The 21,967-nt window shown below is 70.2% G+C and carries 19 protein-coding genes and 1 tRNA gene; 11 read left to right on the forward strand and 9 right to left on the reverse strand.

What is annotated here, in order from left to right:
- Positions 1–10: 10 nt before the first annotated feature.
- Complete coding sequence (locus J4573_RS00445) at positions 11–982, reverse strand: hypothetical protein (RefSeq protein ID WP_307796427.1); 972 nt, start codon at positions 980–982, stop codon at positions 11–13.
- Entirely contained in the window at positions 979–1,887 is a 909-nt protein-coding gene (locus tag J4573_RS00450) for a hypothetical protein (protein WP_208253166.1), read from the reverse strand. Before J4573_RS00450 ends, J4573_RS00445 begins: the two co-directional genes overlap by 4 nt.
- 316 nt (positions 1,888–2,203) lie before the next feature.
- On the opposite strand from J4573_RS00450, the gene alaS reads away from it, so the two are divergent.
- Positions 2,204–4,882 carry an alanine--tRNA ligase gene (alaS, locus tag J4573_RS00455; protein ID WP_208253167.1) on the forward strand — a complete coding sequence of 893 codons (2,679 nt, stop codon included), beginning with the start codon at positions 2,204–2,206 and terminating at the stop codon, positions 4,880–4,882.
- A 288-nt stretch (positions 4,883–5,170) separates the two neighbouring features.
- Here alaS and J4573_RS00460 read toward each other — a convergent pair whose 3' ends face one another.
- Entirely contained in the window at positions 5,171–6,370 is a 1,200-nt protein-coding gene (locus J4573_RS00460; protein ID WP_307796428.1) for an MFS transporter, read from the reverse strand.
- A 73-nt stretch (positions 6,371–6,443) separates the two neighbouring features.
- On the opposite strand from J4573_RS00460, the gene J4573_RS00465 reads away from it, so the two are divergent.
- Together J4573_RS00465 and J4573_RS00470 are read left to right on the forward strand one after the other, a co-directional pair.
- A complete protein-coding gene (locus J4573_RS00465; protein WP_208253168.1) occupies positions 6,444–7,601 on the forward strand; it encodes an ROK family protein in 1,158 nt (385 codons plus the stop codon).
- Positions 7,602–7,668: 67 nt separating this feature from the next.
- Positions 7,669–7,845, forward strand: coding sequence for a hypothetical protein (locus J4573_RS00470; protein ID WP_208253169.1), 177 nt, complete (start codon positions 7,669–7,671; stop codon positions 7,843–7,845).
- Here the strand turns inward: J4573_RS00470 and J4573_RS00475 are convergent, their stop codons facing one another.
- A complete protein-coding gene (locus tag J4573_RS00475; protein WP_208253170.1) occupies positions 7,846–8,487 on the reverse strand; it encodes a TetR/AcrR family transcriptional regulator in 642 nt (213 codons plus the stop codon).
- A 96-nt stretch (positions 8,488–8,583) separates the two neighbouring features.
- Here J4573_RS00475 and J4573_RS00480 point away from each other — a divergent pair, with 96 nt between their 5' ends.
- The gene (locus J4573_RS00480; RefSeq protein ID WP_208253171.1) at positions 8,584–10,020 is read left to right on the forward strand and encodes a DHA2 family efflux MFS transporter permease subunit; all 1,437 of its coding nucleotides are present in this window, start codon (positions 8,584–8,586) and stop codon (positions 10,018–10,020) included.
- An 82-nt stretch (positions 10,021–10,102) separates the two neighbouring features.
- Positions 10,103–10,318, forward strand: a complete 216-nt coding sequence (locus tag J4573_RS00485) for a hypothetical protein (protein ID WP_208253172.1) — start codon at positions 10,103–10,105, stop codon at positions 10,316–10,318.
- Between the two features lie 5 nt (positions 10,319–10,323).
- Here J4573_RS00485 and J4573_RS00490 read toward each other — a convergent pair whose 3' ends face one another.
- Together J4573_RS00490 and J4573_RS00495 are read right to left on the reverse strand one after the other, a co-directional pair.
- Entirely contained in the window at positions 10,324–11,373 is a 1,050-nt protein-coding gene (locus J4573_RS00490; RefSeq protein WP_208253173.1) for an aldo/keto reductase, read from the reverse strand.
- A 95-nt stretch (positions 11,374–11,468) separates the two neighbouring features.
- Positions 11,469–11,542: transfer RNA gene (locus J4573_RS00495), tRNA-Pro, on the reverse strand.
- Between the two features lie 417 nt (positions 11,543–11,959).
- Here J4573_RS00495 and J4573_RS00500 point away from each other — a divergent pair.
- On the forward strand, positions 11,960–12,673 hold the full coding sequence (locus tag J4573_RS00500; RefSeq protein WP_208253174.1) for a permease prefix domain 1-containing protein: 714 nt from the start codon (positions 11,960–11,962) through the stop codon (positions 12,671–12,673).
- A 371-nt stretch (positions 12,674–13,044) separates the two neighbouring features.
- Here J4573_RS00500 and J4573_RS00505 read toward each other — a convergent pair whose 3' ends face one another.
- Together J4573_RS00505 and J4573_RS00510 are read right to left on the reverse strand one after the other, a co-directional pair.
- Positions 13,045–13,710, reverse strand: a complete 666-nt coding sequence (locus J4573_RS00505) for a hypothetical protein (protein ID WP_208253175.1) — start codon at positions 13,708–13,710, stop codon at positions 13,045–13,047.
- Between the two features lie 256 nt (positions 13,711–13,966).
- Positions 13,967–15,403, reverse strand: a complete 1,437-nt coding sequence (locus tag J4573_RS00510; RefSeq protein ID WP_208253176.1) for a multicopper oxidase family protein — start codon at positions 15,401–15,403, stop codon at positions 13,967–13,969.
- Positions 15,404–15,716: 313 nt separating this feature from the next.
- On the opposite strand from J4573_RS00510, the gene J4573_RS00515 reads away from it, so the two are divergent.
- The 4 genes from J4573_RS00515 to J4573_RS00530 all read left to right on the forward strand — a co-directional run bounded on the left by J4573_RS00515 (position 15,717) and on the right by J4573_RS00530 (position 19,876).
- Positions 15,717–16,184 (forward strand): anthrone oxygenase family protein, encoded by a 468-nt coding sequence (locus tag J4573_RS00515; protein WP_208253177.1) that lies wholly within the window; start codon positions 15,717–15,719, stop codon positions 16,182–16,184.
- 4 nt (positions 16,185–16,188) lie between these two features.
- Positions 16,189–16,527 (forward strand): antibiotic biosynthesis monooxygenase family protein, encoded by a 339-nt coding sequence (locus tag J4573_RS00520; protein ID WP_208253178.1) that lies wholly within the window; start codon positions 16,189–16,191, stop codon positions 16,525–16,527.
- Positions 16,520–17,524, forward strand: coding sequence for a methyltransferase (locus tag J4573_RS00525; RefSeq protein WP_208253179.1), 1,005 nt, complete (start codon positions 16,520–16,522; stop codon positions 17,522–17,524). The genes J4573_RS00520 and J4573_RS00525 overlap by 8 nt, the downstream gene beginning before the upstream one ends.
- Positions 17,525–17,716: 192 nt before the next feature.
- Positions 17,717–19,876, forward strand: a complete 2,160-nt coding sequence (locus tag J4573_RS00530) for an MMPL family transporter (RefSeq protein ID WP_208253180.1) — start codon at positions 17,717–17,719, stop codon at positions 19,874–19,876.
- 173 nt (positions 19,877–20,049) lie between these two features.
- On the opposite strand, the gene accB is transcribed toward J4573_RS00530, so the two are convergent.
- Complete coding sequence (gene accB, locus J4573_RS00535; RefSeq protein ID WP_208253181.1) at positions 20,050–20,508, reverse strand: acetyl-CoA carboxylase biotin carboxyl carrier protein; 459 nt, start codon at positions 20,506–20,508, stop codon at positions 20,050–20,052.
- Positions 20,509–20,680: 172 nt separating this feature from the next.
- On the opposite strand from accB, the gene J4573_RS00540 reads away from it, so the two are divergent.
- Positions 20,681–21,910 (forward strand): cytochrome P450, encoded by a 1,230-nt coding sequence (locus J4573_RS00540; protein WP_208253182.1) that lies wholly within the window; start codon positions 20,681–20,683, stop codon positions 21,908–21,910.
- Positions 21,911–21,967 lie beyond the last annotated feature (57 nt).

The following is a 21,967-nucleotide window of genomic DNA, read 5'->3' on the forward strand; positions in this document are numbered from 1 at the left end:
GCTTGGCCTGTTACTGCATTACTTGTTCGTGCGGGTGCTCGGGCGAGACGGGGCAGGTGTAGATCCATAGCGAGTAGCCGCGGCCGATGACGACTTCGGCCGGGTTGTTGCCGCAGGTCTCGTGGTCGGTGGGACGCCAGTGGCCCGTGCCGTCCCATTCGCCGCTGTCGATGCGCATGAGCAGTTCCAGCTCGGCACCGCAGGCGCAGGTGGGAAGGATCTCCGGCGGGTCGGAGAGGTTCCAGTTGGCCCAGCCGCCGACCTTCCAGCCCTCAGCGACGGACAGCCCGTAGAAGTAGCTGTGGCCCGTCGCCTCCTCCCACTGCGTGATGCGCTGGGCCAGGTCAGGCGGCAGGAGGTCGCTGTATTGATACTCGACGAGCTGCTCGGGGTGGACGACGCAGCGTTCGGGCACGTAGTCGGAGAGCTCGGCGATGGTCGGTTCTGGCTGCGCGGCCGGCGCGAGCGGCTCGCGTACGTCGGCCTCGCGACGCCATATCAACCTGACGGCCGGGCAGTAGCTCAAGTCGTCGTGGTCGAACGGGCACCAGAGGATCTGGAGCAGATCCTTGCCCGCGGGCGGCTTGAGGTCGGGTATGTCGCGCGCATAAAGCTGGGCCACGGGCAGGAGGGGCACTTCGGCCGGGGCCGAGGTGGGAGCACGGTCGTCCAGGGTCTGGAGCCGTCCGCGGAGCTCGTCGGTGAAGCCCGTGTCGCCCCAGGCCTCGCGGAGGATGACACGGCGGAGCCGCTCGTCCGCCACGTTCACCAGGTCACCGGGGTCGTGGGCGCCGGTGCAGACGGGCCACGGCTCGTCGGCCGGCCAGAGGAGCGGCCCGGCGACCGAGCTGTCGCGTACGCCGGGATCGCCCGGTCGCGGGTGCAGCCGGGTGGTGGTCTTGGCGTACGCCGCCAGCTCCGGGATCGCCGCGGCCATGTCGACGGCGCGCGGGATCGTGCGCGGGATCACGGGTTCGATCACGGGTGCGCCTCCATCCAGAGGGCGACAAGGTCGTCGGTGTACGGGGTGAGGGGGCTGGCGGTCTCCTCCTCGTGGTCGAACTCGAGACCGACCGGGCGCAGGTCGGGCAGCATGCCGCTGTGGAACGCGTCCGGCACGGGGATGCGCTCGTAGTCGCCGGGGCACCACCAGTAGACCTGCTTGGTGAGCGGCTTCTCGCCCTTCTCGTAGTGGGTGCGAGCGAGGTCCTGCATGGCCTCCATCGCCGCGAAGAGATGGGCGTCCGGGCCGATGACGTGGATGATCACGTACTCGGGGATGGGGACGGCGACGAGGGCGCCGAACGGAGCGTGGCCGTTCACGTGACGCAGGAGCAGGTGCAGGTGGGCGCTGACGTAGCGGTGCTGCTCCCCCACGTACGTGATCGGAACGCCGTAGACCTCGTCGGTCTGCACGTAGTGCGGCTCGCGGTCCAGGGACCACAGGATCGCGGCGCCGAACGCCTCGTTCTCCGAGAGGTTGCCGAGCGCGGACCGCTGGAGCGGGCTCAGGGACTCCGGGTAGTCGATCACGACCGTTTCCAGGAGGCCCGGCGCGAGCGGGCGGGCGACCAGGGAGTCGCGCAGGTCTCCCAGGTCGTCGGGGTGGTAGAGGCGCAGGCGGAGCTGGCCGGCGGCCAGGATCTCGTCGATCCCCGCCGTGTCGCGGGTGAACGCGGCGACGGCCCGTTCCACATAGTCGGCGGCGAGGCGCGGGAGCTCGGCGCGGGAGTTGACCGAGGCGCTCTGGCGGAACGCGTCGATGTGGATCGTCCAGGGGTCCATGCCCGGCTTGGTGATCTCGAGCGTGTCCCATTCGATCATGGTGGTCCGGAAGCCCCGCTCGGCGAACGCCCGCTGCAGAACTTCCCCGAAGATGTCGGACACGACTCTCCCATCGCAATGATTCAGACGATTCCGGTAATCAGCAGGCCACGCTAGCGATCTTTCACCTCAACCTCACCCGACGCGACGGCCCGGCGGAAAAGGGGAAGAGATCGGGCGGCGGTGGGCGTTACCCTGACATCCAGCGGACGTGAGGTCCGCGTCTGTCGCTACAGGAGAACGAGCAGCATCCGATGATCGGTCACGAGGCGGGGCGGCGAGCTATCCGCGCCGAGCTGGGGAACGGGTAACAGACCTTCCCGGCCCGGCTCGGCGGTGTGCGCCCATCACCCCACCGACCTCGTGAGGCGGCCGTTCCATGCGATCGACTGACATCCGCTCGACCTTTCTCGACTTCTTCACCGCGCGCGACCACAAGATCGCGCCGTCCAGCCCGCTGATCCCCGATGATCCGACGCTGCTGCTGACGGCGGCGGGCATGAACCAGTTCAAGCCGTACTACCTGGGCGAGAGCGTCCCGCCGCATCGGCGGATGACGTCCGTGCAGAAGTGCGTGCGCACCTCCGACATCGAGAACGTGGGCCGTACGACGCGGCACGCGACGTTCTTCGAGATGCTCGGCAACTTCTCGTTCGGTGACTACTTCAAGGGCGAGGTGATCGCCTGGTCGTGGGAATTGCTGACCGATCACTTCGGCCTCGACCCGGACCGGCTCTGGGTCACCGTCTTCCGGGACGACGATGAGGCGGAACGGCTGTGGCGCCGGATCGGCGTGCCCGGCGAACGCGTCCAGCGGCTCGGCATGGCCGACAACTACTGGTCCATGGGCGTTCCCGGACCGTGCGGCCCGTCGTCCGAGCTGCACTACGACCGCGGCCCCTCGTTCGGCAAGCGCGAAGGCCCAGGCGGGGGCGGTCCGGCGGTGGACGGGGAGCGCTACCAGGAGATCTGGAACCTGGTCTTCATGCACAAGCGCCGCGGCGAGGGCGACGGCAAGGACGGCTTCCCGATCCTGGGCGAGCTGCCGACGCGCAACATCGACACCGGCCTCGGCATGGACCGGCTCGCGGCGATCTTGCAGGACGTGGACACGGTGTGCGAGACCGATCTCCTCGCGCCGACGTTCCGGCTCGTTCAGGAGCTGGCGGAACGCGAGTATCCGGGCCGTGACGGCAGCGAGGAGTCGATGTCGTTCCGCGTCGTCGCCGAGCATGCGCGCTCGACCGCGTTCCTGATCGCGGACGGGGTGCTGCCGCACGGCGACGGGCGCGGGTTCGTGCTGCGCCGGCTGATGCGGCGGGCGGTACGGCACGCGCGGCTGCTCGGCGTCGAGGGCCCGGTGCTGCCCGCGCTCACCGCGAGCGTCGTCGACAACCTCGGCACGGCGTGGCCAGAGCTCGAACGGCGCCGCGACCACATCCGGAAGGTCGTCGAGGCGGAGGAGGACGGCTTCGACCGGACGCTCCGCCTGGGCTCGCGGTTCCTGGACACCGCGATCGACAAGGCGCGTTCGAACGGAACGTCGCAGCTGAACGGCCGGACGGTCTTCGACCTGCACAACTCCTACGGCTTCCCCGCGGACCTCACCCTGGACGCGGCGCGTTCGGCGGGGCTCAGCGTGGACGAGGAGGGTTTCGGCCTACTCCTGGAAGAGCACGCGCGGCGCGCGAAGGACGCGGAGCGCGACAGGAAGGGCGATGCGGTCGCGCGCCAGGACACCTACCGCAGGATCGTCGCGGAGCACGGGCTGACCGACTTCATCGGTTACGAGGCGACCGAAGGCGAGGGACGGATCCTGGCGCTCCTGAAAGGCCCAGATCTGGTCGAACGCGCAGTAGAAGGCGACGAGGTCGAACTCGTTCTGGACCGCAGCCCGTTCTATGCGGAGGCGGGCGGGCAGGTCGGCGACACCGGCACGCTCCGCACGCCGGGCGGCGGCGCCCTCCAGGTCGTCGATACCCGGCCCGGCCTGACCGGCCTGCACGTGCACACCGCGCGCGTGACCAGCGGCGAGGTCCGTACGGGCGAACCGACCGAGGTGACCGTCGACGCGGACCGCCGCGCGGCGACCGCGCGTTCGCACAGTGCGACCCACGTGCTGCACGCGATGCTGCGCAGCGTTCTCGGCGAGCACGCGACACAGCAGGGCTCGCGCGTCGAGCCGGGACGGCTGCGCTTTGACTTCTCGCACTTCTCCTCAGTCGAGCCGGGCGCGCTCCAGACCGTTCAGTCGCTGGTGAACGACTACCTCATGGACGATCCGGACGTGCGCGTGTGGGAGGCGAGCCGCGCAGAGGCGGAGGTGGCGGGCGCGGTCGCGCTGTTCGGCGAGAAGTACGGCGAGCACGTCCGCATCGTCGACATCGGCGACGCGTCCCGCGAACTGTGCGGCGGAACGCATGTGGGCCACGGCTCCCAGGCGGGCCCGGTGCACCTGGTCGGCGAGTCGTCCATCGGCGTCGGCCTCCGCCGCATCGAGGCGCTCACCGGCGCGGACGCGCTACGCCACTACGACCACCAGCAAACAGTCCTCAACGAACTCGCGACCCTCCTGGAGGTCCGCCCGGACGAGACACCCGGTGCGCTGCGCCGCCGCCTGGACGTTCTCGCTGAGACCCAGCGCGAACTCACCCGCCTGCGCCGCGCGGACCAGGCGGCGATCGGCGAACGCCTGACCTCCCGTTCAAAAAGAGCAGGGAGCGGCTGGCTGATCGCCGAGCAGGTGGACGGCGTCCCGCCCGAGGACCTCCGCTCGCTCGCGCTCACCCTCACCCACCGCGAAGGCCCAGGCGTCGTCGTCCTGGGCACCGCGAGCGAAGGCAAGGCGACGCTGGTCGCGGCGATCACCCGCGACCTCGCCGACACCGGCCTGCAGGCGCGCACCCTCCTGGCGAACGCGGGCAAGGCGGTAGGCGGCGGCGCGGGCGGCCGAGGCCCCGTCGCCCACGCGGGCGGCCGCAACCCAAGCGGCCTCCCGAACGCGCTCTCCATAGCGTCCAACGAAGCGCGCTCAGCCCTCACCACCCCAACCCCCTAACCACCCCCGCAACCCCCGGCCCGCCCGGCACCCAGCCGGGCGAGCCACTGGGCAGGCGGACCACCCGGCAGGTGCGCCACCGGGCAGGTAGACGACCGCGTTGGTAGACCGCCGAGCAGGCAGGCTGCCGAGCACCGGGCAGACAAGCCACCGGGCACGTCGGCCACCGGCAAGGCGGGCCACCGGCAAGGCGGGCCACCGCAAGCCCGGTCACCCAGCGGTGGGCTGCTGGGAGGTTGGCCGCTGGGAGGTGGGCCGCTGGAGTGAGGGCGGGTGTTTGGGGGTGGGTCAGGTTGTGGGGGTGGGGACTGGGGTTTGGTGGGGGCGGGTTGGGAGGAGGGCGCTGATGGCTCGGGGGCCTGCCAGGGCTACGAAGACGGCGAGGATGCCGGGGAGGGCCAGGGCTGCGGGGAGGGATGTCAGGTCGGCTAGGTGGCCGATGACGGCGGGGCCCGCGAGAAGGCCGCAGTAGAGGAACGTGGTGATCATGGCCAGGGCCCGGCCGGCGGCTTCTTGGCTGGCGCCTACGGAGGAGAAGGCGACAGGGACGACTGTGGCTAGGCCCGTTCCGACGAGGGCCCAGCCTGCCCAGGCGAGGGCCATCGAGGCGCCGGAGGTGAGGGGCGCGATCAGGACGAGCGCGTAGCCGCTGGCGGCGAGGCTGCCGGCAAGGCGGAGGGTTCGGGTGGCGCCGAGGCGGCCGCGGATGCGGTCGCCCAGGAAGCGCATCACGGTCATCGCGGTGGAGAAGACGGTGAAGGCGAGGGGTGCCAGGTCCGGATCGACCTCCAGGACGCGGCGGGCGTGGATGGCGGCCCAGTCCATGGCGGCGCCCTCGGCGATCGCGCCCGCGAAGACCACGGCGCCGAGGAGCAGGACGGCGGCTCGGCCTACGCTGCGGCGTTCGGCGGACTTGGCCTCGACTGGCTTGGGGCTTGTGCGGTCGTGCAGGAGCAGGGGGCCGGGGAGGAGGAAGAGGACCGCGCCGGCGATCGCGGTGATGGTCAGGAGGGTGCCGACGCCCAGGCCGCCGCGCAGGGCCGCCGAGGTGAGGAGGCCGCCCGCGGCGCCGCCCAGGCTCCACATGCCGTGGAACGAGGACATGATCGGCCGCTCGTAGACGAGCTCGACCTCGACGGCGTGCGCGTTCATGGCCAGTTCCAGCACGCCGAGGCCGAGGCCGAAGACGAAGGCGCAGGCCAGCAATACCCCGTACGAGCCCGCCAGCGCGGGGCCGAGCAGGACGAGGGCCGCGATCGGGCCCGAGATCAGGCAGACCCGGCGGCTGGACCAGCGGTCGGCCAGCCGCCCGGCGCCCTGCATGGACACCAGGACGCCCAGGGAGACCAGGAGTAGGACCGTTCCAGTGCGGCCGGTGCCGAGGTCCAGCCGTTCGTCGAGGGCGGGCAGGCTCGCGGCCCACATGCCGAACACCAGGCCGCATAGGCCGAAGTAGCAGAAAACGCCGATCCGAGCCCGTCTAGCCACATTCCCTCCCCGAATCACATAATTTGCTCGCTCCTAGAACATAATCGGGATCGACTGCTGGCACAATCGGGTGGTGACCGGAGCGACGACGAGCAGCGAGCTGCGCCAGCACAACCTGCTGCGCGTGCTCCGGGCCGTGCACGACGGCGAGGCGCGCATCACCAGGTCGGAGCTGACCCGCGACCTGGAGCTGGCCCGGGGCACCGCCGCGGTGCTGGTCGGCGACCTGGTCAACGCGCGCCTGATCCGCGAGGAGCCCGCGCCCGAGCCGCAGCGCACCCGCGGCCGCCCGACCGCCGTGCCCGGGCCGCATCCCGACGGGCCGCTGGCGATCGCGGTCGATCTCCGCGAGGACGCCTGGACGATCGCGGCGGCCGAGCTGGGCGGGCGGCTGACCGTTCTGGAGGACCGCCCGCACGACGAGAACCCCGCCGCCGACGTGCTCGCCGAGCTGGCCGCCGCCGTACGCCGGCACCGCGCCGACCTGGCGCCGCGCACGGTCGGCGTGGCGGTCGCGGCGCCCGGGCCCGTACGGGAAGGCAGGCTCCTGGACATCCCGCACCTGGACTGGCGCGACGTCGACGCGGTGGCCGCGCTGGACGGCGCGCTCCTGGACAACGACGCCACGGTCGCGGGGCTGGCGGAGGCGCGGCGCGGCGCCCTGCGGGACGCGAGCCTCGGCCTGCACCTGCACATCGAGTTCGACCTCGGCGGAACGCTCGTCGTGGCGGGCAACCCGCTGCCCGGCGCCCGCGGAACGTCCGGTGAGTTCGGCCACATGCCTCTGACCGGCACCGATGTCGCCTGCGCGTGCGGCGCGACCGGCTGCTGGGGAGTCGAGGTGGGCGGCAACGCGCTACTCAGGGCGGCGGGGCTACCCGTTCACGACCATGCGCGCGCCCTGCAGGTCCTGAAGGAGAACAAGGCCGCCGTGGACGAGGTGGCCGCTCCCCTGGGCGTCGGCATCAGCGCGCTGGTGAACGCCCTGGACCCCGGAGTGGTGACCCTGTCCGGCATGGGCCCGGGCATCCTCGACATGTCGATGGACGAGGTCCAGAAGACCTACCTGCCGGGCCTGATGACGTTCCGCCGCGAACAGCCCCCGGCGATCATCCCGTCGGCCCTGGGCACCAAGGCCACTCTCATCGGCGCCGCGGAACGAGTCTTCGACGCCTTCCTCACCCCCGAAGGCCTCACCACCTGGCACAACCGCGCCAACACCACCGTCTGACCTGCCGCGACCGAGCCGCCGCGTCTCCCTTACACTCCACTCGGACATAGACGGGGAAACGGGGCAAATGATCGACGATCCTTCTGGCTACAGCGTCGGCTGGCTGACGCTGAGCCTGATCAACGCGGGGCTGGCACAGGGCAAGGGCCGCAGCGGCTGGAACTGGTTCTTCGTATCGCTGTTCTTCGGGCCGTTCGCGACGTTCCTGATCGTCGTGTGGGACCGGCCTGCGCGCCGGACCTGATCAAACGGCTTCTGCCGGCTCCTTGCCGAAGGCGCGGAGGAACGTGTCCACGGCCGCCTTTGCCAGGTGGCGAAGCTCTTCTTCGGGGACCTCTTGGGTGCCTAGGCGGGTGCGTCGGTCCAGGGGGGCACTGAGCAGGGCGGCCAGTTGTTCGGCTGCCAGGAGCGGGTCGGTCAACTGGAGGCGGCCGGCCAGGGCCAGGCGGGCTAGGCGGTCGGCCAGGGCTTCCATGACCCGGTCGGCGGCGCGGCGCTGAACGATGTCGAGCAGGTCGGGCAGCTGGGATAGCTCGGCCGCCATCAAGCGGCGCAAGGCCCAGGAGCGTTCGTCGCAGTAGCAGTCCATCAGCGCCAGGCCGACGCTCTCCAGCCGTTCCCGCAGGTCCCCCTCCCCTGTCAGGCGTTCCACGGCGGCCATGTTCTTGGCCAGCGCGTCCTCGGCGACGGCGGCGAACGCCGCGCGCAGGAGGTTCTCCTTGTCGCCGAAGTGGTTGTAGACGGTCGCCTTCGCCACACCGGCCTCGGCGGCGACCGCGTCCACGCCCGCCTGGGCGTAGCCCTCGCGGGCGAAGACCGTGAACGCGGCATCCAGGATCGCCTGCCGTTTGTCGATGCGGCCGCGCGCGACCGTCGTTCCGCTCATGCACCGATCATACGTCCCGAGCCATGAGATTGGCCTCACGGGTCCAATTCGCTGGGCCCGGTTGCTCATGACTCGTTGGTCTCTTATGTTGAACTCATGAGTCTAGTTAACGAGAACCGGCTGGATCCCGCGCTGCGGCGGCTGGTCGCGGTGATCCTGCTGGGCGGGATCATGGGGATCCTCGACGGCACGATGGTCGCCGTAGCGGTGGACACGCTGGTCGCGGAGTTCCACAGCTCGCTGAGCACGATCGGCTGGGTCTCCACCGCCTACCTGCTGACGCTGATCGTCACCATCCCGGTCACCGGCTGGGCCATCGACCGGGTCGGCGCGAAACGGCTCTGGCTGGCCGGGCTGGTCCTGTTCGTCGCCGGGTCCGTGGCGTGCGGGCTGGCGTGGAACGTCGGCAGCCTGATCGTCTTCCGCGTCGCTCAGGGCCTGGGTGCCGGGATCCTCGACCCGCTGGTCCTGGTGCTGCTGGCGCGTTCCGCGGGACCCGCGCGTGCGGGACGGGTGATGGGCGTGATGACGGCGACGCTGTCCGCCGGGCCAGTTCTCGGCCCGATCGTGGGCGGGATCGTGCTGGACGGCCTGGGCTGGCGGTGGATGTTCCTCATCAACGTGCCCATCGGCATCGCGGCGTTCCTGCTCGCGCTGCGTGTGGTCCCGGGCGACTCTCCGGCCGAGGGACGCCCCCGGGACCGCCTCGACGTCATCGGCTTGGCCCTGCTCGCACCGGGCCTGGCAGCTCTCGGTCTGGCCCTCTCCCAGACTGCCGAACGGACCCAGATCACGGCCTGGCAGGCGCTCGTCCCTCTTCTGGCCGGGGTGCTGTTTCTGGCGGCCTATGCGATCCGTGCACTCCGCGCGCGAAAGACGCCGCCGCTGGTGGACCTGCGACTTTTCGCGCACGGAAGCTTCGCCGCGAGTGTCGCCGTCATCGCCCTCATAGGTTTGGCCACGTTCTCCGCCCTCTTCGTACTGCCGCTGTACTTCCAGCAGTTGCACGGATACGGGGCGCTCAAGGCAGGTCTCTTGGTGGCGCCCCTGGGACTGGGTGCGGTCCTGGCCGGTTCCCTCGCCGGGCGGCACAGCGACCGGATCGGCGGACGCAACCTCATCCGCCTCGGCACTCTGCTCGGCTTGGCCAGCCTGATCGGGCTCACGCGCCTGGGACCGGACACGAGCATCATCTGGCCTGCGTTGGCGGCGTTCGGGGCGGGTGTGGGTCTTGGTTCCGTGGGTGCTCCGACGATGGGCGGGCTCTACCGAACGCTTCCCGCACAGCTCGTTCCCCAGGGCAGCTCGGTCCTCTACATGCTCAACCAGCTCGGCGCCTCGATCGGCATCGCCGTGGTCGCGCTGCTCATGGAAACCGCCGGCAATCCCCTACAGGGCTTTCACCACGTGGCCTGGCTGGGCGTCGCCGCGGCCTTGCTCATCCTCGTCACCAGCGCGTTCCTGCCGGGCAAGCACACGGAATCCGCCGCCGAAGCTTCCGCAGAGGCCGTCACCGAAGGAGCATCCCGTTGAAGACCATCGTCATCACCGGCGGAACGGACGGCATCGGCAAGGGCCTGGGCCTGGGCCTGGGCCCGGACCCTAGGGTGGATGAATGAGCGACAGGGACCCCGACCCGGCGAAGAAGCCGTTCTCCAAGCGCACCCGCACCAAGGAAGGGCGCACGTACTACGACAACGTCTACGCGAGCTCCCTCGAAGAGGCGTACGAGCGGTACGGCGAGAGCCACATGGAGGGCGCCGAGGTCGACATCGTTCCGGCCGACGCCGACGACCTGGATCGAGGCGACCGCGGCCTGAGCTACCCCTGAGACCGTCAGCCGGCGGCGCGGTCGGGCTGGGGGCGGCGCCTGCGGGCGAGGTCGGTGAGGGACGTCGGGTTCCACACGGCGTCCGCCTTGAAGACGTCGGTGCCGGGCGGAACGATCTCGTCGATGCGGTCGAGGGTCGCGTCGTCGAGGGTGAGCGGGGCGCCCTTCAGCAGGCTCTCGAGCTGCTCCATCGTGCGGGGACCGATGATCACCGACGTGACCGCGGGGTGGGTGGCGGCGAAGGCGACGGCGAGTTCGGGCAGCGTGCAGCCGACCTCGTCGGCGAGCTCGGCCAGCCGCTCCACGGCGTCGAACTTGGCGGCGTTGCCGGGGATGGACGGGTCGAAGCGGAACGGCTGGCGCGCGGCGCGGCCCGAGGTCAGGTCGACGTCGCGGCCCTTGCGGTACTTGCCGGACAGGAAGCCGGCGGCGAGCGGGCTCCAGGTGAGCACGCCCATTCCGTAGCGTTCACAGACCGGGAGAACGGACCGCTCGATGCCGCGCGCCAGGATCGAGTACGGCGGCTGCTCGGTGCGCATTCGCAGGAGGCCGCGGTTCTCGGAGACGTGGTGGGCCTCGACCAGGTCCTCGGCGGGGAACGTGGAGCAGCCGAACGCCCGGATCTTGCCCTGGTGGACGAGGTCGGTCAGCGCCGACAGCGTCTCCTCGATGTCGGTGGACTCGTCGGGGCGGTGAATCTGGTAGAGGTCGATCCAGTCGGTCCGCAGCCGCCGCAGGCTCTCCTCGACCTCCTTGACGATCCAGCGCCGCGAGTTGCCGCCGCGGTTGCGGCCCTCGCCCATCTGGAAGTGCACCTTGGTGGCGAGCACGATGTCGTCGCGGCGGTCCTTCAGCGCCTTGCCGACGATGACCTCGCTCTCGCCCGCGGAGTACATGTCGGCGGTGTCGACGAAGTTGACGCCCTGGTCGAGGGCGGCGTGGATGATCCGGATGCTGTCGTCGTGGTCGGGGTTGCCGACCGCTCCGAACATCATCGTGCCGAGGCAGTGGACGCTGACTTCCATGCCTGTCTTGCCGAGCATGCGATAACGCAACGTGGCTCCTGTGCGCGGATCGTGCGGATGGTGCGGCGGAAAAGACTGCGGCCGCCGGGGCCGACTCGGCCCCGGCGGCCGCATTCTCTTCACGGTCGGGCTGGCGGGATTTGAACCCACGACCCCCGGCACCCAAAGCCGGTGCGCTACCAAACTGCGCTACAGCCCGTGATCTTCCGCGGACGCGCTGATCATGCACCCGAGGTGACCCGAGCAGTGTAGTGCCGATCAGGCCCTCCGCGCCCCTTCATATCGACGGTCAGGGGCCGGTGGCGCTCCGTGAGAACTCTTACCGTGTGCAGGCCGTCTGCAGCCCATCGATGATGATGGCACATCATGACAGATCGCCTGACATCGCGAATGGGCCTGGTCCGGGGCGCCCGGACTACGTACATTGGATTTCGGTGCACCCCCGCCAAACCTTTAGCTGTCCCCTCCGCCCGGACTCATTGATGTCCAGGTCTCAGCTGAGGAAGGAATTTCTCTTGAGCAACCGGTATGGCACGAGTAACACGAAGTTGGCTCCCCGGTGATTTATCCTGCTATGAGAAGCTCGGCGGCCTGTCCTGCCATGGAGGAACGAAGCGTGACACGGGGTCTCACGATCGTTTCCTATGTATCAGACCTGCAAAGAACGCTGACCGGCCCGCAACGCCTCAAGAAGGATCTTCTTGCGGAGGCGCGCGGCAGCCTCGAGGACGCGGCCGAGGACTACCACGAACAGGGCCACAGCCCGGCGGCCGCGGAGGAGCTCGCGGTCACCGACTTCGGCACGATCGCGCAGGTGGCACCCGGTTACCAGCGCGAACTGGCCATGGCACAGTCGGGCCGTACGGCCTGGTGGCTGCTGGTCTTCGTCGCCCTCCAGTTCATCCAGTCGAAGATCACCTGGAAGTCCACCGGCGCCTGGGACGGGCACCAGCCGAGCGACGGCTGGCTGCTGTTCAACCACGTGTGGGGCTGGGGTCAGATGATCATTCTGGCCGCCGCCGCGCTCACCGCCCTCAGCTTCCGCATCGGCGTGCGGTACATCGCCACGCCGTGGCGGCTCACCCCCTTTGTGGGCGCGGCCGCGCTGGTCATCCTGGGGGTCAAGCTGGTGGTGTCGGCCATCTTCCTCATCGCGACACCACATCTGGCGTCCGGCATCCTCGATCAGGCGCACTCGGGGCAGTACCTGCTGGTAGCACTCCCGTTCTTGCTGGTGCTCTGGATGCTCCCGAACGTCTATATCGGCCTTTCCGCGATCCGCTGCGTGACAAGCGCGAACAAGTGCGATTCGGAACTGGCCCCGATATAAACCCAGGACCGCTTAGTCCGTAATCGCATAACCCACAACCACATAGAGCGCAACCGCGTGACCGCAACCGGAAAGCCGCAATCACGTGACACGCCGCCGCTGACCGCGGCCGACGGCCACCGACCGCCACGGCCGACCGTGGCAGCCGAACGCCACGGCCAAACAAACGCCACGGCCGAACGCCGCAGCCGAACGCCGCGCCAAGGCCGAGCGCCACGGCCACGGCCACTGGCCTGGCCACAGGCACGGCCAAACGCCACCGGCCAGGGCCGGGACCAGGGCCACCGGCCAGGGCCACGGCCACGGCCACGGCCACGGCCACGGCTTGACGCCACCGACAGCGACCTGTGCCGCCGCAAGCCAGCGGTGCGTCAGGACGCGTCGGGGCCCCAGGCGGCTCTGGCCATGTAGGTGAGGAAGTCCCGGGCGCTCCGGTCGATCTCACCCTGCGCGAACACCGCCTTGCCGAGGCGGTCCCGCGTGGCGGTGAACCACTCCTCCGGACGGTCCCCGAGCACCGAGCCCACCCGGCCGCCCGAGTCGATGACGCAGGTGAGGCCGGTCGGGCACGGGCCGACGAGGATCGCGCCGAACCGGTCCAGATGGGAGTCCCGTGGCAGGGCCTCCAAGCCGGCCCGCACCTCGGCGTTGGACGTCGCGAGCAGGATGAGCCAGGGCTCGCTCCCGTCGGCCTCGTCGGCGCGGCGGCGGGCGAGCTCGAGCCGTACGAGCTCCATCACCTTCGCGCTGGTCGGCAACGTCATCAGCTCGGGCTTGGCGGGCACGTGGTGGCGCACCACCTCGAGCCCGGTGATGAACGTGAAGTCCTCGTCGGAACCGGTCAGGATCACGTCGGGATTCGACCGCGTCGAGATCAGGCCGGACAACATGCCGTACATCGCGTATACGGCTCCGATACCGGTCAGGCCGAGCCCGCCCGCACGGCAGAAGTCGATGACCACCGGGTCATCGTGTACGGACGGCAGGACCAGATCGCCCTGCTCGTCGAGCTTGGGCAATGGTGTTTTCCCGATCATGCTGTGATCAAATCCTCGGATCCGGCGATCCCACCCTCCGGGTAGTCCACTGTAGTAACCGCCTGGCTGCGTGACGTCATGGGGTGTACTCAACGCCCGGGCCGTGCGCCGCCGATGGCCGCCCACCGGACCGGCGAGCCGCCGGACCACCTGGTCACCGGCCTGACAGGTCGGTGTTCGGCGGTCGGCGGCCGGCGGTCAGCGGTGGCGGCCGGCGGGTCCCAGTCACGGCCGGCGGGCTCGGGCACGGCCCGCGCTAGTCGACGACCTCCAGCTGCGCCATCATCCCCATCGACGAGTGGTCGAGCAGGTGGCAGTGGAACAGGTAGCGGCCCGTGTAGTCCTGGTACCGCACCTTGATGCGCACCTGCCCGCCGACGGGCACCGCCACGGTGTCCTTCCAGCCCGTCTCGTGGCCCTCGACCGGCTGGCCGTTGCGGTCCAGGACCTGGAAGTGCACGCCGTGCAGGTGGATGTTGTGGGGTACGGACGGCTGGGTGTCGGGGTTCGACACGGTCCAGATCTCGGTGTCGCCGCGCTTCACGGTCTCGTCCACCCGGTCCATGTCGAACGACTTCCCGTTGATCACGAAGCCGCCGGTGGTCCGGTCGAGCTTGAAGACGATGTCCCGGTTCACGTCCGCGGCCCCGAGCCTGCGCATCGGGCGCAGCCGCGTCGGCACCCGGCTGACGTCGCGTACCGCCGAGCCGGTGACGTCGAAGCGCATGACGGGGGTGGTGGTGTTGTGGTCGAAGGTGTTCAGGACGATCTGGGTCCCGTCGGCGTAGCGCGAGAAGTCCACGACGACGTCGACGCGTTCGCCCGGCGTGAAGGTGATGCTGGTCGCCGGGATCGGCGCGGCCAGCAGCCCGCCGTCGCTGCCGATCTGGACCAGCGGGCTGCCGTCGCTCAGGCTGAGCGTGTAGTAGCGCTCGTTGGACCCGTTCAGCAGGCGGAACCGGTACTTGCGGGGAGCGACCTTGAAGTAGGGCTGCGGCTTGCCGTTGACCAGGAGCGTGGTGCGGTAACGGAAGTCGTCCATCTCGAAGACGATCTGGCCGTTGTCGTCGAACCGCGAGTCGCGCAGCATCAGCGGAACGTCGTACTGGCCCGTCGGGAGCCCGAGTGACGCTTCGGCCGGATCCTCGATGATGTAGAAGCCGGCGAGGCCGCGGAAGACCATCTCGGCTTCCATCATGTGCGTGTGGTCGTGGTACCACAGCGTCGTCGCGGGCTGCTTGTTCTCGTACTTGTAGTCGATGGTCTCGCCCGGCTCGATCGGGTCCTTCGGGTGACCGTCGTACTCGGGTGCGGTGTGGCCGCCGTGCAGGTGAACGACGGTCTCGTGCGCCATCTCGTTCTTGTGCTTGACGATCGCCCGGCGGCCCGCGCGCGCCTTGATCGTCGGCCCGGGGAACAGCCCCTCGTACCCCATGATCGTGGTCTTCAGCCCGGGCAGGACCTCGACCTGGGCCTCGCGGATCGACACCTCGTAGTAGTCGGTGGTGAGCGAGCGGTGCGTCGGCTCCAGCACCTTGGGGATGGTCAGCGGGACCGAGAACGGCGGCGGTACGGCCGCGGCCGCCCTCGCCGCCCGGGGGGCGAAGCCGTTGCGGCTCAGCCCGGTGCCCGGAACGACCAGCACCGCCCCGCTGAGCGTGGCGAGCTTCAGTACTTCTCTCCGGCTGGGCATCGAATCTCCTCGGGGGTCGGGATCCAGTCCCACAACCGTTGTGCCTGGCGCTCGAACGGCGATCCACGCTCCGCAGACACGGGACTGCGAATCGGGGTCGCCGCAGGTGAAGACGGACGGGAGATGCGGTGCGCGAGCGAGGCGATACGACGGGGACTGTTGCTTGACGCACCCTGGACCGCCCGACTCGATCGGTCGTCGAGACCGGCTTGAGCGCGGCTTGTCACCGTCCTTCACGTAGGGCGCTCGCGACGTCGCCGCCGGCACTCCGGGCGCCGCCCCGAACGACGTCCGGCTCCGTGGATGGTGAGACATGATCAGATTTCTCGTCGCGCTCGCGCTGCTCGGGACAGGGCTCTCGGCCGGGGGGCTGTCCATCGCCTCGCTCGGCGGCGCGCCCCTGCTCCTGGCGCTTCCCGTCGACAGGTACGTGCCCGTGCACAAGTTCCTCGTGACGAGGTTCGACCCGTTCATGCCCATCTGCCTCCTCACGGGACTGGTGACCGATCTCCTCCTGACGTTCTTCGGCGACGCGGGCGATGCCCGCGGCCTGTTCGCCGGCGCGGCGGCCGCCTGCTTCGCGGTCATGGTCGTCTCGCTGACCAAGAACGTGCCGATCAACAAGTGGGTGGAGAAGCTGAACCCCGACGAACTCCCGGCGGACTGGGACTCGGTGGATCCGCGGGAGCGGTGGCGGAACTGGAACGTCGTCCGCACCGGGTTCGCGGTGCTGGCGCTCGTGCTGAACGTCATCGCGGTCGCCATCCTCATCGGGCCCTGAAGCCATGGGCAGCGCCACCGACGCATCGCCGCTCTATGTGTTCGTTCACCATCGCGTCGCGCCGGAGCAGGCGGACCTGCTGCGCGGCGCCTACGAGAAGGCCGCCGAACGGCTCGCCGGTACGGCGGGCCTGCTCGGCACCGAGCTGCTGGTCTCCCCGGACGACCGGTCCCGGTACGTCCTGCTCATGCACTGGGACGGCAGGCGCCCGTTCCGGGAGTGGGCCAAGCGGGAGCGCGAGCTGGGCTATCCCTCCGCCATGCGCAAGTTCCAGGACCGGGAACGGCCCGGCGGGCATTTCGACGTCTTCAACGACCTGACACGAGTGAGGGACCTTGACTGAGCACAGCACGGCCGGGATCGCGGAACTGCGGATGCTCGGCGACATCATGACCCCGATGACCCTGCGGGTGGCCGCGACGCTACGCATCGCCGACCTCCTGGCCGCGGGCGAGCTGCCCGTGGACGAGCTCGCGGGCAAGGCCGGCGCCGACGCGGGCGCGCTCGAACGTCTGCTGCGCTATCTGGTCGCGCGCGGGATCTTCACCGAGCCGCGCCCGCGCGTGTTCGGCCTGTCCCCCGCCGCCGCGCTGCTCGCCGACGATCACCCGTCCGGGTCGCGGCGGTGGCTCGACCTTGAGGGGTTCGGCGGGCGCAGCGACCTCGCGCTCTTCGGGCTGCTGGACACGGTCCGCGCGGGCCATCCCGAGGAGAAGAGCCACAAGCCGGATCTCGACGAGAGCGTCGCGGCCTCCTACGACCTGGTCATGGAGGACCAGATCCGCAGCCGCGCACCCAAGATCGCGGCGGCGCGCGACTGGGGAACGAGCGGGCACATCGTCGACCTGGGCGGCGGCACCGGCGTGCTGCTGACCACGCTCCTGCGCACGAGCCCGGGGCTGCGCGGCACGCTCGTGGAGTTCCCCACGACCGCGCGGCGGGCCGGGCGGGTCGTCGAGGAGGCGGGCGTGGCCGAGCGGTGCGACATCGTGCCCGGCGACCTGCTCCAGGTGCCTCTGCCCGCCGCGGACACCTACGTCATGAAGGGCGTGCTGCACGGCTTCGACGACGACAACGTGGTGCGCGCCTTCGAGCGCTGCGCGGCCGCCGGCAACGAGGGCTTCCGCGTGGCCGTCATCGAACGCGTCGGGGCGCGGTCCGACGAGTTGGAGATGTTCACGGCGATGGACCTGCGCATGCTGATCCTCGGCGAGGGCCGCGAGCGCACGCTCGAGTCGTACGCCGAGCTCGCGGCCAAGGCCGGGCTCGTGCTCGACGAGGTCCATCCGCCCTGCCCCGATCGCAGCATCCTGGTGTTCATGACCGAGACCGCGTCCTGACCACCGGCGGGCCCGGAACCGCAGCCCGCCGGTGACCCGTCGCGTGATAACTTGGCTGCCTACATGTAGACAAGAAACCATATAGACACCATACGCAAACTCGATGCTGGACCGCGATCCCGCTTCGCGGTCGGGGTCAAGCGGTCGGGCTCACGCGGTTGGCGTCACGCGGTTGGGATCAAGGAGCCGACCATGTTCAGAGCGCTGGGTCGCGCGGTCGTCCGGCATCCGTGGTGGACCATCGGCCTGTGGCTGGTGGCGGCGGTGGCCATCATGGCCTTCGCCCCGAGCTTGAAGGGAACGTCGGACAACAGCGCGTTCCTGCCGTCGAAGTACGAGTCGGCGCAGGTCTCGGACCTGCTGTCCACGGCGTTCTCCGGCAACCAGAAGACACAGCCCGCCGCGGTCGTCGTGCAGCGGGGCGACAACGCCCCGCTGACCGCCGCCGACCAGGCGCGCGTCGGCGCCCTGGCCAAGGCGATCGAGGCGCGGCACTTCCCCAACGTCACGCAGGTCTACACCGGCCCGAAGCTGGCGGCGCCGGACCACTCGATCCAGATGGTCTCCGTCGCCCTGCCGAGCTCGTCGGGCAAGGGCACGGTGGAGACGCAGAACGAGGACACCGTCAAGAAGCTGCGCACGGCAGTGGGCGACCAGCTGCGCGGCAGCGGCCTCACCTACGGCGTGACCGGCCAGGTCGCCACGCAGGTGGACAACCAGGAGTCCAGCAAGAGCTCGTTCGCGCTGGTCGGGCTCGCCACGGTCGTGCTGATCCTGGTGCTCGTCCTGGTGATCTTCCGCAGCCCGCTCCTCGCGCTGATGCCGCTGATCGTGATCGGCATCGTGGTCGTCATCTCCTCGCGCCTCACCGCCATCGTGGGGAACGTCTTCGACCTGCAGTTCGACTCCAGTTACCAGCAGATCGTCCTGGTCGTGCTGTACGGGATCGGGACGGACTACATGCTGTTCCTGGTCTTCCGCTACCGGGAACGGCTGCGGGCCGGGGACGACAAGCGGACGGCGATGATCACGACCGTGGAACGGGTGGGCGAGGCGATCGCCTCCGCCGCCGGGGTCGTGGTCGTCGCGTTCCTGGTCCTGCTGCTGGCCCGGTTCAAGGCGTTCGGGGCGCTCGGCCCGAACCTCGCCATCGCGGTCGCCTGCATGTTCGTCACCTCGATGACCCTGCTCCCGGCGCTGGTGTCGGTCCTCGGGCGCGGGGCGTTCTGGCCGTCGCGGTCCTGGCGGAAGCAGCCGAAGCCCGGCATGTGGGCGCGCGCCGGCCGCCTGGTCTCCCACCGCTCCCTGGTCGCGGCGGTGGCCTCGGGCGTCGTGCTGATCGCGCTCGCCCTGCTGTCCTTCGGGTTCAAGGCCGACTACGACTTCAACGCCGGCTACCCGCAGGACACCGAGTCGGCCAAGGCCATGAAGCAGCTGGAGAAGGTGTTCCCCCGGGGTGAGCTGTCGCCCACGATCGTGCTGCTGAAGAGCCCGACCCCGGTCACCCAGCAGGAGGCCGGCGCGTTCGCCGCCAAGCTGCGGACCGGGCCGGGCGTCGGCGGCGCGCAGCCCACCGGGTGGAGCACCGACCAGAAGATCGTCAGGATCGACATGAGCCTGACCGAGAGCCCCGCCTCCGACACGGCGATCAAGCTGGTCAAGGGCCCGCTGCGCGACTACGTGCACGACGCCGCCCCGCCCGGCGCCCAGGCGATCACCGGCGGCGAGACGGCGATCTACGCCGACATCAACGTCGTCAACGACCGCGACCTGAAGGTGATCGTGCCGGTGGCCGTGGTGCTCATCGGGCTGATCCTCGCGCTCCTGCTGCGCTCGCTGGTCGCGCCGATCTACCTGGCCATCACGGTGCTGCTCGGCTTCACCGCGACGCTCGGGGCCTCGGTACTGGTCTTCCAGGATCTCGGCGGCAAGTCGGGGCTGATGTTCAACATCCCGATCGTGCTGTACCTGTTCGTGCTGGCGATCGGCACCGACTACAACATCCTGGTCGTCGCCCGGCTCCGCGAGGAGTACCGCGAGGGCCTGGAGACCAGGGAGGCGGCCCGTTCGGCGACCGAGCACGCCGGTCCGGCGGTCGGCGCGGCCGGCCTCATCCTGGCCGGTACGTTCGCCGCCCTGGTCATGTCCCCGATCGCGATGTTCGCGGAGATCGGGTTCGGGGTGGCGATCGGCATCGTGCTGTCGGCGTTCGTCGTCTCGACCGTCCTGGTCCCCTCGCTCACCGCCCTCATCGGCAAGAAGGCCTGGTGGCCCGGCGGCCGCCGGGCCGTCGCACCCTCCCCCGGCCCCGAGCAGGTCGCCGAGGAGACCGTCGAGCAGTCGGCGGGCTGATCCACCGATCCCTGATCCCCAACAGACCCCGCACCCGCACCCCGCCAAGACCCGGGCTGACCCCGTACAGCCCGTGCCTTGGCGGGGTGTCTTCTCACCGGTGAACGTCCGTAAAAGGCGACAGCGCCGGCCACTCGGCCGGCGCTGTCGCAGGTGCGGGGGGCGGTCGGGACTCAGTCCTCGGAGATGACGATGAGCGGCTGGTCGTACTCGACCGGGGTGCCGTCCGGAACGAGGATCGCGGTGACCCGGCCGTCCCGGTCGGCCTCGACCGAGTTCATCAGCTTCATCGCCTCCAGGATGGCGACCTGCTGGCCCGCCACCACGGTGTCGCCGACCTCGACGAAGGCCTTCTCGCCGGGTGAGGGCGACCGGTAGAAGGTCCCGACCAGCGGAGCGCGGACGGAGTGCTCGCCGGTCTCGGCGGCCTCCTCCGCGTCGGTCGCGGCGACGACGGCGAGCTGGACGGCCGGGCCCGCGTCGGCGGGGTCCACCCACTCCAGCTCCAGGCTCGCGTCGCCCGCGTTCACCTTGAGCCGCCGAAGCCTGCCGGCCGACTTGCCGACGAATTCGGAGGTGAGCCGATACAGCTCGGTGAGCTCGGCCGAATCGGTGACGTGGGGGTTGGACATTTCTACCCCTTCAGGCAGGCAGATCGGGTACCGGATCGCTTCATCGTGAACGGCCGCCCTCGAAGACGGCTCGAGGCCGCCTGTCACCCCGATCCCCTCGCGTCCCGGCCTGCCCGGGCCCGCCCGAGCCCGGGTGGAGCCATCCTCGAGGCGGGCTGTCGATCCTGGGACCATGCCAGCTGTCGACTTTGACCCCTTCGCTCCGGAGCACCGGCCGAATCCGTATCCGCTGTACCGGCGGCTGCGCGAGGAAGCACCCGTCTACCAGTCGCCGCGCGGCCCCTGGCTGCTGACCCGGTACGCCGACTGCGTCGCGCTGATGCGCGACGACCGGTTCGGGCACGGAACGCGCCAGCGCCTGCTCGACAAGAGCAAGTGGCGCAAGCCCGCCGAGGGCCGGGCGCTGCCGTTCATCCTGCTCGATCCCCCCGAGCACACCCGGCAGCGTGTCCTGGCCTCACGGGCGTTCACGCCGCGCGCCGTGCACCGGCAGATCCCCCTGATCGAGAAGCTCGTCGACGAGATGCTCGACGCGGTCATCGACGCGGGCGAGGTCGACCTGGTCGAGGCGTTCGCCTACCCGCTCCCGGCCACCGTGATCAGCGGGCTGCTCGGCGTGCCCGCCGCCGACCGGGAGCTCGTCCGGGGCTGGTCGAGCCTGATCGCCCGCGGCGTCGACCCCGACTACCAGTACTCGGCCGACCAGAAGCGCGAACGCGACGAGGCGCTGGCCTCGTTCGACGCCTACTTCGCCGAGCTCGCCGCCGAGAAGCGGCGCAACCCCGCCGACGACCTGCTGACCGCCCTCATCGCGGTACGCGACGAGGGCGCCGGCGGCGACGAAGGCGGCGAGGGCGAGGGCCGGCTGAGCGAGCCCGAGCTGCTCAGCATCTGCACGATGATCTATGTGGCGGGCCACGAGACGACCACCGACCTGCTGGCCAACGGGACGCTGGCGCTGCTGAAGAACCCGGAGGAGTTCCGGCGGCTGCGCGCCGACCCCGCCGGCCTGGCCGAGTCGGCGGTCGAGGAGTTCCTGCGGTACGACCCGCCGACGCAGCTCACGCGCCGCACGGCGCTGGAGGACGCCAAGCTGGACGGGCACCTGATCTCGCGCGGCGAGCAGGTGATCATCGTTCGCGGGGCCGCCAACCGGGACCCGTCGGTCTTCCCCGACCCGGACCGGCTGGACCTCGGCCGTACGCCCAACAAGCACATCGCCTTCGACGGCGGCATCCACTTCTGCCTCGGCGCGGCGCTGGCCCGGCTGGAGGGGCGGATCGCGTTCGCCGCGCTGGCGAACCGCACCAGCGACATCGAGCTCGCGACCGACGAGCCGGCCTACCGCTCCAACGTCACGATCCGCGGTCTGAGCGCGCTGCCTGTGCGCCTGCGCAGCTGATCCGGGCGGGACTGGATCCCGCGGGGAACGCTCCGCCCACGGCCTCCCCGCGGCGCC

It is taken from the genome of Actinomadura barringtoniae, from assembly GCF_017573505.1.
Classification (GTDB): Bacteria; Actinomycetota; Actinomycetes; order Streptosporangiales; family Streptosporangiaceae; genus Spirillospora; species Spirillospora barringtoniae.